Source organism: Pseudomonas zanjanensis (genome assembly GCF_014268745.2).
GTDB classification, from domain to species: domain Bacteria; phylum Pseudomonadota; class Gammaproteobacteria; order Pseudomonadales; family Pseudomonadaceae; genus Aquipseudomonas; species Aquipseudomonas zanjanensis.
In genome coordinates, this window is record NZ_JABWRB020000001.1 from 1,822,269 (window position 1) to 1,839,342 (window position 17,074).

At 60.7% G+C, this 17,074-nt stretch carries 15 protein-coding genes; 4 read left to right on the forward strand and 11 right to left on the reverse strand.

Annotated features, from left to right (window positions below; genetic code table 11):
• Positions 1–206: 206 nt before the first annotated feature.
• Positions 207–1,397 carry an MFS transporter gene (locus tag HU715_RS07650; RefSeq protein ID WP_186710472.1) on the reverse strand — a complete coding sequence of 397 codons (1,191 nt, stop codon included), beginning with the start codon at positions 1,395–1,397 and terminating at the stop codon, positions 207–209.
• Positions 1,398–1,745: 348 nt separating this feature from the next.
• A complete protein-coding gene (locus HU715_RS07655) occupies positions 1,746–3,542 on the reverse strand; it encodes a methyl-accepting chemotaxis protein (RefSeq protein WP_186710470.1) in 1,797 nt (598 codons plus the stop codon).
• 241 nt (positions 3,543–3,783) lie between these two features.
• Between HU715_RS07655 and HU715_RS07660 the strand changes: the two genes are divergently transcribed.
• From HU715_RS07660 to HU715_RS07670, 3 genes are all read left to right on the forward strand, one after another.
• Positions 3,784–4,050 (forward strand): DUF4212 domain-containing protein, encoded by a 267-nt coding sequence (locus HU715_RS07660; RefSeq protein WP_186710468.1) that lies wholly within the window; start codon positions 3,784–3,786, stop codon positions 4,048–4,050.
• Between the two features lie 11 nt (positions 4,051–4,061).
• Complete coding sequence (locus HU715_RS07665) at positions 4,062–5,831, forward strand: sodium:solute symporter family protein (RefSeq protein WP_186710466.1); 1,770 nt, start codon at positions 4,062–4,064, stop codon at positions 5,829–5,831.
• Positions 5,832–6,066: 235 nt separating this feature from the next.
• Positions 6,067–8,106, forward strand: coding sequence for a TonB-dependent siderophore receptor (locus HU715_RS07670; protein ID WP_437182502.1), 2,040 nt, complete (start codon positions 6,067–6,069; stop codon positions 8,104–8,106).
• Positions 8,107–8,336: 230 nt separating this feature from the next.
• Here the strand turns inward: HU715_RS07670 and HU715_RS07675 are convergent, their stop codons facing one another.
• From HU715_RS07675 to ribBA, 7 genes are all read right to left on the reverse strand, one after another.
• Positions 8,337–9,380 carry an LLM class flavin-dependent oxidoreductase gene (locus tag HU715_RS07675; RefSeq protein ID WP_186710464.1) on the reverse strand — a complete coding sequence of 348 codons (1,044 nt, stop codon included), beginning with the start codon at positions 9,378–9,380 and terminating at the stop codon, positions 8,337–8,339.
• Between the two features lie 30 nt (positions 9,381–9,410).
• Entirely contained in the window at positions 9,411–9,896 is a 486-nt protein-coding gene (locus tag HU715_RS07680) for a flavin reductase family protein (RefSeq protein ID WP_186710474.1), read from the reverse strand.
• A gap of 44 nt (positions 9,897–9,940) precedes the next feature.
• The gene (locus tag HU715_RS07685) at positions 9,941–11,092 is read right to left on the reverse strand and encodes an ABC transporter ATP-binding protein (RefSeq protein ID WP_186710463.1); all 1,152 of its coding nucleotides are present in this window, start codon (positions 11,090–11,092) and stop codon (positions 9,941–9,943) included.
• 17 nt (positions 11,093–11,109) lie between these two features.
• On the reverse strand, positions 11,110–11,919 hold the full coding sequence (locus HU715_RS07690) for an ABC transporter permease (RefSeq protein ID WP_030142570.1): 810 nt from the start codon (positions 11,917–11,919) through the stop codon (positions 11,110–11,112).
• A gap of 6 nt (positions 11,920–11,925) precedes the next feature.
• On the reverse strand, positions 11,926–12,852 hold the full coding sequence (locus tag HU715_RS07695) for an ABC transporter permease (protein WP_189656379.1): 927 nt from the start codon (positions 12,850–12,852) through the stop codon (positions 11,926–11,928).
• A gap of 2 nt (positions 12,853–12,854) precedes the next feature.
• Positions 12,855–13,880: an ABC transporter substrate-binding protein gene (locus HU715_RS07700; RefSeq protein ID WP_186710462.1), complete on the reverse strand. Its 1,026-nt coding sequence runs from the start codon at positions 13,878–13,880 to the stop codon at positions 12,855–12,857.
• Between the two features lie 229 nt (positions 13,881–14,109).
• Positions 14,110–15,219: a bifunctional 3,4-dihydroxy-2-butanone-4-phosphate synthase/GTP cyclohydrolase II gene (gene ribBA / locus HU715_RS07705; protein ID WP_186710461.1), complete on the reverse strand. Its 1,110-nt coding sequence runs from the start codon at positions 15,217–15,219 to the stop codon at positions 14,110–14,112.
• 80 nt (positions 15,220–15,299) lie between these two features.
• Here ribBA and HU715_RS07710 point away from each other — a divergent pair, with 80 nt between their 5' ends.
• The gene (locus HU715_RS07710; protein WP_186710460.1) at positions 15,300–15,596 is read left to right on the forward strand and encodes a DUF1330 domain-containing protein; all 297 of its coding nucleotides are present in this window, start codon (positions 15,300–15,302) and stop codon (positions 15,594–15,596) included.
• Positions 15,597–15,707: 111 nt separating this feature from the next.
• On the opposite strand, the gene HU715_RS07715 is transcribed toward HU715_RS07710, so the two are convergent.
• Positions 15,708–16,271, reverse strand: coding sequence for an NUDIX hydrolase (locus HU715_RS07715; RefSeq protein ID WP_053125541.1), 564 nt, complete (start codon positions 16,269–16,271; stop codon positions 15,708–15,710).
• 2 nt (positions 16,272–16,273) lie between these two features.
• The gene (locus HU715_RS07720; protein ID WP_186710459.1) at positions 16,274–17,026 is read right to left on the reverse strand and encodes a GntR family transcriptional regulator; all 753 of its coding nucleotides are present in this window, start codon (positions 17,024–17,026) and stop codon (positions 16,274–16,276) included.
• Positions 17,027–17,074: the final 48 nt, after the last annotated feature.

A 17,074-nucleotide genomic window follows, 5' to 3' on the forward strand; every position in this document is an offset into this window, starting at 1 on the left:
GGCACACCGAGCCTAGGCGAGGTGCCGAGTGGTGGGGCAAAGCGTTTTTGGTTACTTTTGGCGCTTTTCCAAAAGTGACCCGCTGTAAGAGCGGAACCGCCAGTAGCCGTTACCAAAGAAACGGATATACACACCAAAACCCGTCCCCCCAAAAAAACGGCGCTTTCCATTTCTGAAACAAACGCCGCTTTTGCTAGTGAACAGTATTAAGGAGCGTTTATGGCCCGACGCCGCAGCAGCAACGTCAGCCCCAGCCCGCTAACCGACAACAACGCAGCACAGAAGAAAATCGACGAATAACCCAGGTTCAACGCCACCGCCCCCATCAGCGGCCCGGCAATCGCCAGCGCCAGGTCAAAAAACACCGCATAAGCACTCAAACCCGCGCCACGGCTGGTGTTCGGCACTTGCTTGATGGCCTCCACCCCCAGCGCCGGGTACACCAGCGACAACCCGAAGCCAGCCAGCCCCGCACCGACCAAGGCGAACGGGGTGGACGGCGCCAGCCACAGCAATACCAGCCCAAGGGTTTCGATGCTCATGCAAGCGATGGCCGAGTTGAAGCCACCGAAGCGGGCGATGCTGGAAATGAACAACAGCCGCGCGAGGATGAAGCAGATGCCAAAGACTGTCAGGCACCAGGCCGCGCCAGTCCAGCCGCGACTGACATAAAACAGCGTAATGAACGTGGTGAGCGTGCCGTAGCCGATCGACGCCAGGCTCAGGCCCGCGCCGTAAGGTGCAATCCGTGCAAATACTGCCCAGAAAGGCAGGCGCTCGCCGCGAATGACCGGCACCGACGGCTTGTTGCGAATCATCAACAGCGCAGCACCCGCCAGCAGCGACAGCGCAATGCCCAGGCTGGCAAACCCCAGCTCACCCACCATCACCACCCCCAGCGGTGCTCCAATAGCGATGGCCCCATACGAGGCGATGCCGTTCCAGGAAATCGAGCGGGCCGTGTGCTCCACCCCCACCTGGCCCATGCACCAACTGATGGTGCCCACGCCAATCAGCCCCTGGGCCACGCCGAGCAACAAGCGGCCAGCAATCAGAATCAGCAAGCTGGTCAGGGGAAAGCTTTGCAGCAAGGTCGAAATCAGCGTCAGCACGCCACTGAGCACAATCCCCGACAACCCGTAGACAATCGCCCGCTTGGTACCGACGCTGTCCGACAACCGCCCGGCCATGGGCCGGCTGAGCAGCGTCGCCAGGTACTGTGAACCGATGGTCACCCCGGCCACCACCGCGCTGAAGCCCAACTGTTCGTGGACATACCCGGGCAACACGGCAATGGGCAGGCCTATGCAGAGGAAGGCGATGAAGGTGTAGAAAACGATGGAGACGATCTGCAGGGTGATCGACAAGGAATTGGGGGTAGAGGAGGGCGTGGGCATGGGGCTCGTTCGCGGGCAGCGGTAAGAGAGCCTCATCATGGCGCGAGGTGGGGATAAAAGAAAGCAGGCTAACTAAATGTATTGGGAGGACTGGGTGTTCAGGCTGGATGGATGCTGTGTGTGCCGCCTCCATCGCGAGCAAGCTCGCCACAGTTGTTTTGGGATGGTCACAGGATTTGCATACTCCACAGACCCTTCTGTGGGGGGCTCAGGATTGCACATTCCACAGATCCCCTGTGGGAGCGAGCCTGCTCGCGATAGCGGAGTCAGTCAGCGATGATGCCGACTGACCCGACGCCTTCGCGAGCAGGCTCGCTCCCACATTGTTTTGGGGGATCTCAGGCATCATCAGTCCGCCAACAACACCGCCGCATCGAAGCCCACCCGCAAGTTGCCCCAATGACGGCCGCCGAAGAAAAGCGGTACGTCGATCTCGGTCATGATTTCCCCGGTATCGCGCAGGTAGGTCTGCAGCAGGAAGCGCTGGACGTTGCCCGCCGCGCGCAGGCCGATCGGGTCGTTGAAGATGCGCTTGTTGCGGCACACCGGCAAATCCACTGCCCGGTCGCCGGTCGGCGGCTTGGAGACCCAACTGTTGTTCACCGGGCAATAGCCCTTGCTGTCGACCATGAACGACACCTTGCCACCCGGTGTGCTGCGGGTGAGCTTGTCGCATTCCTCCTGGCAGACCTGGGCAAAGCGTTCGGTGTAGCTGGTCATGTACTGCTTGGGATCGGTGCCGGGCACCAGCTGGTAATTCTGATCGAACAGGTTCAGACCTTCCCGTTGCAGCGCTTCCAGGCGTACTTGCAGCGTATCGCGGCACTCGCTGGCGCGGGTGATGGCGGCATCCAGCTTGCCGTGTCCAAGCACGAAACGACCCAGCAACGCCTGGACCTTCTCGGCCACGCCAGACAGGTCGCGGGTGGCCGTGGCCGAATGCTGCATGCGCTGGTCGATCAGTTGGCTATCGGCGTGAATCTGGGTGACCCGGTCGTTGATCCCGGTGTTGCTGTCGGCGAACTGTTGGATATGGGTCGCGATGTCCGCCAGCTTGCCGTTGGTGGATTCGAAGTCGACGATCATGCTTTCGAAATGGCCTGAGGCGCGCTCCACCACTTTCTGGGTTTCCCGGGCGCTGTGGCTGATCTGGGTCGTCTGTTCATGGGTCGAACTGACCTCGTCGAGCATGGCGTCGATGTTGCGCGAGATATCGTCGGTGGCCCGGCTGACGTTTTGTGCCAGGGTCCGCACTTCATCGGCCACCACCGCGAAGCCACGGCCGCTTTCGCCGGCCCGGGCGGCTTCGATGGCGGCATTGAGGGCCAGCAGGTTGGTCTGGGCCGAGATCTGCTGGATCAACCCGACAATCGACTTGATGCTCGACGAACGCTGGTTCAAGGCGCTCACCAGGGTGGCGAACTCACCAAGGCTGCTGGAGATTTCGCTGATGTTGCCAGTCACTTCCAACAGCTCGGCATAGGAATCGCGGGCCATGCTCAGGTTCTGCGCGGTGGTGCTGGAGATGCCCTGGGTCTGGCGCGAAACCTCTTCGATGCGGCCCACGGCGGTATTGCTCTGGTCCATCACTTCCTTGGCGAAGCGCGCCTGGTGGGTGGCGCTGTCGCTGGAGTCGCTGATGTTCTTCAGCGAACGGGCCGACTCGACCGCAATGTGCACGGTCAGCGCCTGGACATTGCTGATGATCTCCCGCTGCTTGGCCAAGAAGCGGTTGCAGGTGGCGGCGAGTGTGCGGATCTCGTCGTGGGTCACCAGCGGCAAATCCTTGGACAGGTCGCCTTCGCCGTTGGCGATCTCTTCCAGGGCCTTGGTCATGGTGGTGACGGGGCGCACGATGAGGTGGCGGAAATACCAGACCATGAAGCTGATCATGCCCAGGGTCAGGACCGCGCCGAAGAGCAGGGCATGGGTGAGGCTGTCGAGCCGGCCCTCGATCTGTCCCAGCAACGTGCCGTCCAACTGCGCGTTACGCAACAACAGCATGATCTCGGCGCGGGCACTGAGGGCTACCCAATAAAGCAAGCCACTGACCAGCACCAACAGGAAAAGGCTCGACAACTTTTTGGTGAGGGTATCGAAAAACTGCATCTCGATAGACTCATACAAGGCCTTTAACGTCTGCATCACGGCTCCAGGGAAAAAAAAGATTCGATGGCATACATTCGACCGATAGCGGCAAAGCTTTAGCGGATTTGGGCGATTTGATATCACCTTGCGATGCTGGCGCGCGTTAACCCTGTTTCTGCGGTGAAACAGGCTGTCAATACCTGCTGTTACGAATTAGACGAAAGTCGTACTAGCGCGTTGCCCGACGACTGCTACGGTTTGAAGTGCAAAACAATAAAAACAAATAGAGGGCGTCTCCATGTCCACTGAAAAGCAACAGGCTGCGCGTGACTACTGGAAGGAAAACCTACGCTGGATGCTGGTCTTACTGGCCATCTGGTTCGTGGTGTCGTTCGGTTTTGGCATCTTGCTGGTCGACTCACTCAATACCATCAGCTTCTTCGGCACACCCCTGGGGTTCTGGTTCGCCCAGCAGGGTTCCATCTACGTCTTTGTGCTCGAGATCTTCTTCTATGTCTGGAAGATGAATCAGCTCGATCGCAAATATGACGTCCACGAAGACTGAGGGCGGCCCGCATGGACACAAAAACCCTGATTTACCTGGTCGTAGGCGCCACCTTCGCGTTGTACATCGCGATTGCGATCTGGACGCGTGCCGGCTCCACCAGCGAATACTACGTCGCCAGCAAGGGCGTGCACCCGGTACTCAACGGCATGGCCACCGGTGCGGACTGGATGTCGGCGGCGTCGTTCATTTCCATGGCCGGGATCATCGCCTTCGCCGGGTACGACGGCTCGGTCTACCTGATGGGCTGGACCGGTGGCTACGTGCTGTTGGCGATGTGCCTGGCGCCATACCTGCGAAAATTCGGCAAGTTCACCGTGCCCGAGTTCGTCGGGGCGCGTTATTACTCGCAGACGGCGCGGGTGGTGGCGGTGATCTGCGTGATCTTCATTTCCTTCACTTACGTCGCGGGGCAGATGCGCGGCGTCGGGATCGTCTTTTCCCGTTACCTGGAAGTGGACATCAACACCGGCGTCATGATCGGCATGGCCATCGTGTTCTTCTATTCGGTGCTGGGCGGCATGAAGGGCATTACCTACACCCAGGTAGCGCAGTACTGCGTGATGATCTTCGCCTACATGGTGCCTGCGATCTTCATCTCGATGATGATCACTGGCAATCCGATCCCGCAGCTGGGCTTTATCAGTGAGGCCGCCGGTTCGGGGCAGAGCGTGATCGAGCGGCTCAACGGCTTGGGCGCCGAATTAGGCTTTTCTGCCTATACCAATGGCACCAAGTCGACCATGGACGTGTTTTTCATCACCATGGCGCTGATGGTTGGCACCGCGGGCCTGCCCCACGTGATCGTGCGGTTCTTTACCACGCCCACCGTCAGGGATGCACGCAAGTCGGCAGGCTACGCATTGCTGTTCATCGCCATTCTCTACACCACCGCGCCGGCCGTGGCGGCCTTCGCACGCACCAACCTGCTGACCTCCATTCCCAATATCAGTTACAGCACCGCGCCGACCTGGTTCAAGGCCTGGGAGAACTCCGGACTGATTGCCTGGGCGGACAAGAACAACGACGGCATCATCCAGTACAGCCCGGGCGCGGCGCTGGTCGGGACGCCGAGTTTTACCGGCGAGCGCGGGGCGCATGAGCAGCGGTTGCTCAAGAACCAGCTCTCGCCGGTGCCCAATGAACTCTATGTCGACAACGACATCATGGTCTTGGCCAATCCCGAGATCGCCGGCCTGCCGGGATGGGTGATCGCCTTGATCGCCGCCGGCGGCCTGGCGGCGGCGCTTTCGACCGCAGCGGGGCTGCTGCTGGTGATCTCCACCTCGATTTCCCATGACCTGCTCAAAAGCAACATCATGCCCACGATCAACGAAAAGCAGGAGCTGCTCGCGGCACGCATTGCCGCCGGTGTGGCGGTGCTGATTGCCGGATTGTTTGGCATCTACCCACCCGCATTCGTCGCCCAGGTGGTGGCGTTCGCCTTCGGGTTGGCGGCGTCTTCGTTCTTCCCGGTGATTGTCATGGGGATCTTCTCCAAGCGCATGAACCGCGAAGGCGCGATCGCCGGGATGATCGTCGGGCTGACCTTCACATTCACCTATATCGTCTACTTCAAGTTCATCAACCCGACGATGAACACGGCTGAACATTGGTGGCTGGGTGTGTCCCCTGAAGGCATCGGTACGTTGGGGATGGCCTTCAACTTCCTGGCGGCCGTGGTGGTGTCACGCTTTACCGCGCCGCCGCCGGAGCACATCCAGCACTTGGTCGAAGACATTCGAGTACCGAGAGGAGCCGGTGCTGCCATCGATCATTAACGGGTAGTCCCGGAGGAGGGAAACCAGGGAGGGCGCCGGATTCATCATCCGGCGCCCTTTTTTGTGCGCAGAGTCAAGCAGGGAGATGTTAGAAGGATTTACTGGGAATCATTCTCAAAGTATATTCGCTCTCATTCCTATCCCTCTGTGAGTGCGCGTCTTGAATCGTTCCACCCCTCTCGCTTACCGCAATGCTCTCGTCAAATGTGTTTTACCCGCGCTGTCCTGCTGTTTCATGGCAAGTCCCCTGAGGGCACAAGACACTCTGGAGCTGCCCACCACCAACGTGCAAGGCAGTCGGATCATTCAGGACGAAGGCTACACGACGTCGCAAGCCAGCACGGCGAGCAAGAGCGATGTACCGATCAAGGAAGAGGCGCAATCGATCAACGTGGTGACCCAGCAGACCTTGGCGGACTATCAAGTGCGCTCGCTGAACGACGCGATGAAATTCATCAGCGGCGTCAGCCAGGGCAACACCTTGGGCGGCTCGCGGGACTCGCTGGTCAAGCGTGGTTTCGGCACCAACGACGACGGCTCGATCCTGCGCGACGGCGTGCGTTCGAACCTGGGCCATAACTTCAGCGCCACCACCGACCGCGTCGAAGTGCTCAAGGGGCCGGCCTCGATGTTGTACGGCGCACTGGAGCCCGGAGGTCTGATCAACGTCATCAGCAAGAAGCCGGAATACACCCAAAGCACCACGCTGAGCGGTTCGGCCTACAGCGAAGGCGGCGGCACCATGGCCCTGGACACCACCGGGCCGTTGGGTGACACCGGGTTGGCTTATCGCCTGATCGCCGAGCGCGGGCATGAGGATTACTGGCGCAACTACGGCGTCAACGAGAGCACCCTGGTGGCGCCGTCCCTGGCGTGGACGGGTGAGCGGGCTTCGTTGAACCTGAGTTATGAGTACAACGAATATTCCAATCCGTTTGATCGGGGTACGGTGTTTACCAATGGGCATCCGGCCGATATCGACTATGACAAACGCCTGGATGAGCCTTGGGCCAAGAGTGTCGGTATTCGCGAAACAGCGACGGCGCGGTTCGAGTATGAGTTGAGTGAGGCGTGGAAAACGCGGGTGACTTATGGCTGGAACAATGACCGGTACAGTCTTTCGATTGCGCAGCCCGTCACTTTGACTGGAAACATGTTGAGCCGAAGGGCCAATGGCGCTCATTACGATGATGAAACCCGCTATGCCAGCTGGGATTTCATGGGCAAGCAGGAACTGTTCGGCCAGCGCCACGACCTTTTGGTTGGCATTGATAACCAGGTATCCGATCAGTTCCGGGGTAAGACCTACCGTGGAAAAGTCCAGCCTGGTTTCGATGTCACGTCGCCGGTCTATGGCAACCTGCCAGAGCCAAGCCTTGTCAGCTCTACTGACAGTGACCTGCGAAACCAGTTGAATTCCAGTTCGGTGTATCTGAAAGACAACTGGCATTTGGATGACCGCTGGATTCTGGTATTGGGTGGTCGCTACCAACACTACGATCAATACAGCGATCAAGGCTTAGGCGGTGATTACGATGTCAATCGTGATGACAATGGCGACGCCTTCGTGCCGTTCCTGGGGCTGGTCTATAAAGCCACCGATACCCTTTCGCTGTACGGTAACTACAGCCGGTCGTTCAAGCCCAATGATGTAGTCGACAAGGATCGTCGTACCTTCCAACCAGAGGAGGGTCGCAGCTACGAAATCGGCGCCAAGTACGATCCGCTGCCGGGGCTGAACATCAACCTCGCTTTGTTCGACATCGTCAAAAAGAACGTAGTCACCACCGCTGACGAAGTCTCGGAAGCCGCCGGCAAGGTCGGTTCCCAAGGTCTGGAGCTGGACATCACCGGTCGCCTGGCCGACCGTTGGGATTTGATCGGCACCTATGCCTACACCCACACCGAAATACTGGATGATCCCAAGGACGAGGGCCATCGCCTTCCCGATGCGCCAAAACACACCGCCAGCCTGTACCTGAGCCACCACCTGAACGTGCCTGCCGAATTCGGTGCCTGGCACGCCGGCGCCGGTGCCCGCTACGTCGGCGAACGCGCGGCCAATAAAGCCAACGAGTTCTGGCTCAGCAGCTACACCGTCGCCGACGCCTTCCTGCGCTGGGAGTCGCCAGTGTTCGGGCACAAGACGTCGTTGCAACTGAACGTCGACAACCTGTTCGACAAGCAATACTACCCGTCCTCCACCGGCAGCCAGGTGCAGGTCAATGTCGGCGAGCCGCGTACCGCCAGGCTGAGCGCCAGCGTGACGTTCTGATCCAAGCGCACCAACAAAAATGCCCGGACGGTGAAGTCCGGGCATTTTTATTTCAGCTTCAGGCCGCCTTCGCGAGCAGGCTCGCTCCCACACTTGTTTTTGGGTGGCCTCAAGACTTGCGTAACCACCGATCCCTTTTGTGGGAGCGAGCCTGCTCGCGAAAGCGGAGTGTCAGTTAACGATGATTTGACTGACCCGACGCCATCGCGAGCAAGCCCGCTCTCACAGGATCACCGAAACGCCGGCACCACCTGTTGGATGAACAGTTCCAGGGATTTTTTCTTCTCGGCATGGGGCAGGCTGTTGTCGCACCAGAAGCTGAACTCATCCACTCCCAGTTCCTGGTAATACTTGATCCGCTCGATGATTTGCTGCGGTGTGCCGATCATGGTGTTCTTGCGGATGTTCTCCAGCTGGAATTCCGGACGTTCGGCGAATTTTTCTTCCGGGCTCGGCGCGAGGAAGCCGTTGACCGGCACCTGCTTGTTGCCGAACCAGGCATCAAAGGTGCGGTAGAACTTCGAAATCGCCTGGGCACCGATTTTCCAGCCTTCGGGATCGTCCACTGCGTGTACGTGGGTATGGCGCAGCACCATCAATTGTGGGCGTGGCACGTCGGGGTTGTTGTCCAGGGCGGCCTGGAACTTGTTCTTCAGGTCCAGGACTTCCTCGTCGCCCTTCATCAATGGCGTGACCATCACATTGCAGCCGTTGGCGACGGCGAAATTGTGGGAGTCCGGGTCGCGGGCGGCGATCCACATCGGCGGGTGAGGCTTGCGGATTGGCTTGGGCACGCAGGTGGAGGTGGGGAATTTCCAGATCTCGCCATCATGGGCGTAGTCGCCTTGCCACAGGGCGCGCACCACCGGGACCATTTCCCGCAGGGCCTGGCCGCCGGAGGAAGCCGGCATGCCGCCGGCCATGCGGTCGAACTCCACCTGGTAGGCGCCCCGGGCCAGGCCGACTTCCATGCGGCCATTGCTGATGACATCCAGCAGCGCGCATTCGCCGGCCACTCGCAGCGGGTGCCAGAACGGCGCAATGATGGTGCCAGCGCCCAGGTGAATGGTGGTGGTCTTGCCGGCCAGGTACGCCAGCAGCGGCATCGGGCTTGGCGAGATGGTGTATTCCATGGCGTGATGTTCGCCGATCCAGACGGTGCTGAAACCGCCGGCCTCGGCCAACAGGGTCAACTCGCTCAGGTCTTCGAACAGCTGGCGATGGCTGACGCTTTCGTCCCAGCGCTCCATGTGTACGAACAGGGAAAATTTCATGGCGCTTTCTCTTATTTGTTGACGATCGGTTCAGGCGAGGACGGGCAGGGCGCCCATCTTGCCGTGGCAATAAACCAGCGGTCCCGGTGTGTGCTGCGGCACGATCAGGTTCTTCACGGCGCCGACCATGATGGCGTGGTCGCCGCCTTCGTATTCGCGCCACAGTTCACACTCGATGATGGCGGTGGCGTTGCTCAGCAGCGGGTTACCCAGTTCGCTTAAGGTCCATTCGATGCCCTGGGCCTTGTCCTTGCCTTTGCGGGCGAAGGCATAGGCTTCGTCCTGTTGGCCGCCGGAAAGGACATGGATGGCGAAGCGCTTGTTCTTGATCAGCACCGGGTAGGAATCGGAGCTGTAGTTGGGGCAGAACAACACCAGCGCCGGTTCCATCGACAATGAGCTGAAGGCACTGGCGGTGAGGCCGACGACCTGGCCGTCGTCATCGAGGGTGGTGATCACCGTCACCCCGGACGGGAACGAGCCCATGACTTGTTTGTAGACGCTGGCATCGATCATCGGACCATCCTCGGGCTGTAGCGGTTGTGGGCGCGCGATGTTCATCAATGGGCACCCGCGGCTTTGTTCAGGTCGCTCTCGGCCCATTGGGTGTAGACGCACGCATCGGCGGTTGCCCAGCGCACGCACACCGGGTCGCCAGCCTTGAGTGGCATGCCGGCGGCGGACAGCGCCTTGACGGTCATGGCCGTGCCGCCGGACGTCACCACGCTGCAGGTCTGGCTTTCACCGAGGAACAGCACTTCGACGACCTTGGCCGAGACTTCATTCCAACCGGCCGCCAAGGGTTCCTGGGCCGCTTGCTCGACGCTCAGGGCGAGGGCTTTTTCCGGGCGCACCATCAGCAGCACGTCCTGGTCCGCTTGCAAGCCGGCGGTCAGGCGGATCGACAGCGATCGGCCTTCGAAACTCGCCACGGCATTGCCCTGGGCCTTGAGCTTGAGGAAGTTGGAATTGCCCAGGAATGACGCGACAAAGGCGTTCGGCGGGTTCTGATAGAGGTCATAGCCGCTGCCCAGGCCGACGATTTTGCCGTGGCTGAAAATGGCGATGCGCTGGGACAGGCGCATGGCTTCTTCCTGGTCATGGGTGACGTAGACGATGGTGATGCCCAGCCGGCGGTGCAACTGGCGCAGTTCGTCCTGCAAGTCTTCACGGAGCTTTTTATCCAAGGCCCCAAGAGGCTCATCCATCAGCAGGATGCGCGGTTCATAGACCAGTGCCCGGGCAATCGCCACGCGCTGTTGCTGGCCGCCGGACAGTTGCGAAGGGCGACGATGGGCGAACTCTCCCAGCTGCACCAGCTTGAGCATGGCGTCGACCCGGCGTTCGCGCTCGGCGCTGGCCAGTTTGCGAATCGCCAGGGGAAAGGCAATGTTGTCGCGCACCGACAGGTGCGGGAACAGTGAGTAGCGCTGGAACACCATGCCGATGTCGCGTTTGTGCGGCGGTACGTTGACCAGGGATTTGCCGCCCACCAGGATCTCGCCGCTGCTGGGGGTTTCGAACCCGGCCAGCATCGACAGGGTGGTGCTCTTGCCCGAGCCGCTGGAGCCGAGGAAAGTCAGGAATTCGCCGTCCTGGATCTCCAGGGAAATATCGTCCACGGCGGCAAAGTCGCCGTAGTGCTTGTTCAGGTTGCGCAGGCTGACCAGGGTCTTGTTGTGCTGTTGTGCGGGGTCTTTGACGGCACTCATCGTGTTCTCCTAGGCGCTCAGGCGCTGATTTCGTTGCGCCGGCGCAGGGCGGCGGCGATCACCATCACCAATACCGAGAGGCCGATCAGCAGCGTCGAAGCGACGGCAATCACAGGCGTCAGGTCCTGGCGCAGGGTGGTCCACATCTTGACGGGTAAGGTTTGCAGGGTCGGGCTGGCCATCATCACGCTCAGCACCACCTCATCCCACGACACCAGGAACGCGAACAAGGCGCCGGCGACCATGCCCGGGCGAATGGCCGGGAAGGTCACTTTGAACACCGCTTGCAGGCGTGAGGCACCGCAAATCACCGCCGCATCCTCGATGGATTGGTCGAACAGCTTGAGCGAGTTGATGATCGAGATAATGGTGAACGGCAGCGCGACGATCACATGGCTGACCACAAAGGCGAACATCGTCCCGGTGTAACCGAGCTTGAGGAACAGTGCGTACACCGCCACAGCGATGATCACCAGCGGCACGATCATTGGCAGTGTGAACAGGCCATAGAGCATTTCCCGGCCCGGAAAGCGCCCACGTACCAGGGCAAACGCGGTGGGCAAGCCCAGGGCTACGGCGCAGACGGTGGTCAGCACCGCGACCTTGAGGCTGGTCAATGCCGCGCTCATCCAGTCGGGGTTGGAAAAGAACTGGCCGTACCACTTGAACGTCCAGCCTGGTGGTGGAAAGACCAGCCACTGGGACGATCCGAACGACAACAGCACGATGAACACGATCGGCAGAAGCAGGAACAACGCGATCACGCCAGTGGTGAAATACAGGCCGAACCGCATGCGCCGGCTCATGGCATTGGGAGTCAGGAGCATGGCGGCTTACCTCGCGTTGCTGGCACCCACCGGGGATTCCGGTTGGAGCTTCAGGTAGAAGTAGAACAACACCAGGGTGATCGCCACCAACAGGGCCGCGCCGGCACTGGCCAGGCCCCAGTTGAGGAACGACTGCACCTGCTGGATGATGAATTCCGGCAGCATCATGTTCTGCGCGCCGCCCAGCAGTGCCGGGGTAACGTAGTAACCGAGGGACATCACGAACACCATCAGCCCGCCCGAGAACAACCCCGGCCGGCACAGCGGCAGGAACACCCGGAAGAAGTTGGTCCACGGGCTGGCGCCGCAAATCGAGCCGGCCTGCAGGATCATCGGGTCGATGGCCTGCATGGTCGCCTGCAACGGCAGGACGATGAACGGGATCATGATGTAGCTCATGCCGATCACCACGCCGGTGAGGTTGTGCACCATCTCCAGCGGCTGGTCGATGATGCCCAGGGCCATCAATGCCTTGTTCACTACCCCGGAGGCCTGCAACAGCACCAGCCAGGAATAGGTGCGGGCCAGCAGGCTGGTCCACATCGACAGCAGCACGATGTTCAGCATCCAGCGCCCCCAGCCACGGGGCACCAGGGTGATGGCCCAGGCCAGGGGGAAACCCAGCAGCAGGCTGAACAGCGTCACCAGCCCGGCCACCGAAAAGGTGTTGAATAGCACTCGGGCATAGGCCGAGTTGGCGAACAGTTGCTCGTAGTTGCCCAACCCGGGCACCGGCTCCAGCACACCGCGCAGCAGCAGGCCGATCAGCGGCGCCAGGAAGAACAGGCCGAGGAACAGCAGGGCGGGGAGCAGGTTACCGGCCCCGCGCCAGCGCTGCAGCCGCGACGGCGCTTGCGGTGCAATGGCCGGGACGGTTGCCACACCGGCAGCGCCAGCGGCGCCCCCGGTGTGCTGGGTTGCCGATGCCGACATTTTTATTTGACCAGCCATTCGTTCCACCGTGTCGCGATGTCCTGACCGTTCTTGGCCCAGTACGCGAAATCAAGCGTGATCTGATCCTTGGCGTAGGCAGTCGGCAAGTTGGGGGCGAGCACCGAATCCAGGCGTGCGACGCTGTCGACGTTGACCGGCGCGTAGGCGGTCAGGTTGGAGAAATCGGCCTGGCCCTTGGCGCTGCTGGCGTTGGCCAGGAACTTCATGGCGGCGGCCTTGTTTTTCGAGCCCTTTGGAATGACCAGGATATCGGCCATGACCAGGTTCTGCTTCCAGCTTACGCCGACCGGAGCGCCGTCTTGTTGCAAGGCGTAGATCCGGCCATTCCAGAACTGGCCGATGCTGGCTTCGCCGGACGCGAGCAACTGCTGGGACTGGGCGCCGCCGCCCCACCAGACGATGTCTTTCTTGATGGTGTCGAGTTTCTTGAAAGCACGGTCCAGGTCCAACGGATAGAGCTTGTCCTGAGACACGCCATCGGCCAGCAGGGCCAACTCAAGCACGCCGGGGCTCGGCCATTTGTAGAGGGCGCGTTTGCCAGGGTAGGTTTTGGTGTCGAACAGCGCGGACCAGTCCTGGGGCTTGCCGGAACCGAGCTTGCCTTCGTTGTAGCCGAGCACGAACGAGAAGTAGAACGAGCCGACACCGTGGTCGGAGACGAAACGCGGGTCGATCTTGTCGCGTTGGATGACCGAGAAATCGAGGGGTTCGAGCAGGCCTTCGGCTGCGGCGCGCAAGGCGAAGTCCGCCTCGACGTCGACCACGTCCCACTGCACGTTGCCGCTTTCGACCATGGCCTTGAGCTTGCCGTAGTCGGTGGGGCCATCCTGGACCACGGTGATGCCGCTGGCCTTGCTGAATGGGTCGGCCCAGGCCTGCTTCTGCGCGTCCTGGGTGCTGCCGCCCCAACTGACGAAGTTGACGCTTTCAGCGGCCATCGTCGCCTGGCTGGTGATACTCAGTAGGCCAGCAAAAAAAATTGCGGCTGCACGTTTCTTCAACACCATTTTCACGCCCTCATTGTTGTGTTTATTGAGCGGGCTTTTGTTCGCCCACTTATCGGGAGCATTGGTTCAACTGGCCTTGCGGGGGACCGTGCCAACGGTTGGCTGAAGCACTCGGTCTATGGAATATCATATTATGGTATTCCAAACTTTCTGCAAGGGTTTTGCTGTACCGGCTATCTGTCTGCCTAGGTTTTTCGTGATCTTTTGTGGGATTTTGTTCAGCCTCGGGTTATCCCTCGAAGGGGATACTTTCCACCACTTCCAAGTCATAGCCGGTCAACCCCGCATACTTGAGCGGTGGTCCCAGGTGCCGCAATTTACCGACGCCCAGATCCTGGAGAATTTGCGCGCCGGTGCCCACTTCAGAATAGATGCGCGATTGCGACCGACTGAACTGTCGTGGTGGCTGGGTCAGTTGCGGTACGCGCTCGAGCAGCGCCTGGGACGACTCGTGATTGGCCAGCACGACCACCACGCCGCAACCTTCCTCCGCCACCCGCTGCAGGGCCGCCCACAACGTCCAATTGGACGGGCCGTTGTATTCGGCACCCACCAGGTCCCGCAGTGGATCGATCACATGCACCCGCACCAGGGCCGGTTCTTCCCGACGGATATCGCCCATGACCATCGCCATGTGCACGCCGCCTTCGATGCGGTCTTCGAAGGTGAACAAGCGGAAGGTGCCATGCACCGTCGGCAGTTCCCGTTCACCGATGCGCACCACCGTGTGCTCGGTGCTCAGGCGGTAGTGGATCAGGTCGGCGATGGTGCCGATCTTGATGCCGTGCTTGCGAGCGAAAATCTCCAGATCCGGGCGGCGGGCCATGGTGCCGTCATCATTCATCACCTCGACGATCACCGAGGCCGGGGTGAAACCCGCAAGACGCGCCAGGTCGCAACCGGCTTCGGTGTGCCCGGCCCGGGTGAGCACGCCGCCTTCCTTGGCCCGCAGCGGGAAGATATGCCCCGGCTGCACAATGTCGTTGGGCCCCGCATCGACGGCCACGGCGGCGGCGACGGTGCGCGCCCGGTCGGCAGCGGAAATGCCAGTGGTCACGCCGCTGGCAGCCTCGATGGACACCGTAAACGCGGTGCTGAACACACTGCCGTTGCTCGGTACCATTTGCTCAAGTCCCAGGCGCTGGCAGTGCTCATCGGTCAACGTCAGGCAGATCAGCCCCCGGGCTTCGCGCGCCATGAAGCTGATGGCCTGGGCATTGCAACAGTCGGCGGCCAGCAGCAGGTCACCTTCGTTTTCCCGATCTTCGTCATCCACCAGCAACACCATCTTGCCCAGGCGGTAGTCTTCGATGATTTCCTGAATGTTGTTAAAGGCCATGTCGGGCTCTCTTTGTTTTGAGGGGCTTGCTGGAACGATGTTGTGGTATACCATAATACAAAACAAACCGAGGGGTCACTATGAAGGCGTACTGGATTGCTCATGTGGATGTCACCGACCCCGATCAATACAGCCAATACACCCAACGGGCGCCGGCGGCGTTCGCCTTGTATGGCGGTCGGATGTTGGCCCGGGGCGGGCGCAGCGAAGCGATGGAGGGCAGGGCCAGGCCGCAGCGCAGTGTGGTGATCGAGTTCGATTCCTACGAACAGGCGCTGGCCTGCTATCACTCGGCGCAGTATCAGGAAGCCAAGACGCACCGTGAAGGCGTGGCCCGGGCCGAGGTGATCATTGTCGAGGGTGTGATTCCACTGTAGGAGCTGTCGAGTGCAACGAGGCTGCGATCTTGTCCCAGACAGTTGAGTCTCAAGCGAAAGACCAAGATCAAGATCAAAAGATCGCAGGCTTCGCCAGCTCCTACAGGAGCGTCAGCGGATGAAATGAATCTTGCCGCTGTCGTCGTTGCCCATGTAGATGCCATAGACCCCGGCCTGGCGTTCCTCGATATAACGTTCGAGGATCTGCCGGATGGCCGGGTAATAGATGCTGTCCCAGGGAATGTCTTCAGGGGCGAAGAACTGGCAGGCGAGGGTTTCCGGGCCGAACTGGCCGGTGATCTCCAGCGCGATGGCGCGGAAGATGATGTACACCTCGCTGATCTTCGGCACGCTGAAGATCGAGTAGGGCGAGACGATTTCAGCGCGTACGCCGGTCTCTTCCCAGACTTCCCGCAGTGCCGCCTGTTCAGTGGTCTCGTTGCCTTCCATGAAGCCGGCCGGCAGCGTCCAGGTGCCCGGGCGCGGCGGGATGGCGCGCTGGCACAGCAGGTACTTGCCGTCCTGCTCGATGATGCAGCCGGCAATGATCTTCGGGTTGACGTAGTGGATGTAGCCGCAACCACCACACATCAGTCGCTCATGGGTATCGCCCGCTGGCAGGCGGTGATCGAGGTCACTGCCGCCGCACTTTGGACAAAAGCTCGGGCTGAACATGGCTAGCGACCTATGCGCGGTTCTTTGAGGGCGATGGGCGGGATGATTTCGGGGATTTCACCGGTCTCTTCCTGTTGGCGCTTGAGGTAATCCAGGGCGACCTTGGCAGCGGCGCGCACGTGGTCGACGCAGGCCTGGTGGGCGGCCAGGGGGTCGCCGCTCTTGATCGCCTCGACCATGCGTTCCATTTCCTGGTTGCTGCTGCCGCGACGGTTTTCCTGGGACACCGAGGTCGCCCGCAGATAGCTGATGCGCGCCTGCAACTGGCGCAACTGGGTGGCGGCCACGTGGTTGCCGGAGCCTTCGAGCAACACGTCGTAGAAGCCTTGCACCGAATCGATGACCTGTTGCAGCTCACCTTCCTTGAGGGCCTTGCGGTTTTCCTCGAGGGCTTTCTCCAGGGCCTTGATGTCCTTGGCCTTGGCGCGCAGGGTGAACAGTTGGACGATCAGGCCTTCGAGCACGCAACGCAGTTCATAGATGTCCACGGCATCGGCCAACGTGATGATGGCGACCCGTGGGCCCTTGGCATCGGCAAACTCCACCAGACCTTCGGATTCCAGGTGGCGCAAGGCTTCACGCACCGACGTGCGGCTCACGCCCAGGCGATCGCACAGATCCCGTTCGACCAGGCGATCGCCCGGCAGGAGCTGGAAGTTCATGATGGCGCTTCGCAATTTATCCAGCACGATCTCGCGCAGGGTAACGGGGTTGCGATTGACCTTGAAGCTGTCGTCGAGTGGCAGGCGTTTCATGGGGTCCGCTCTGTAATATGGCTGTCCATGCCAAACGGGCAACATCCG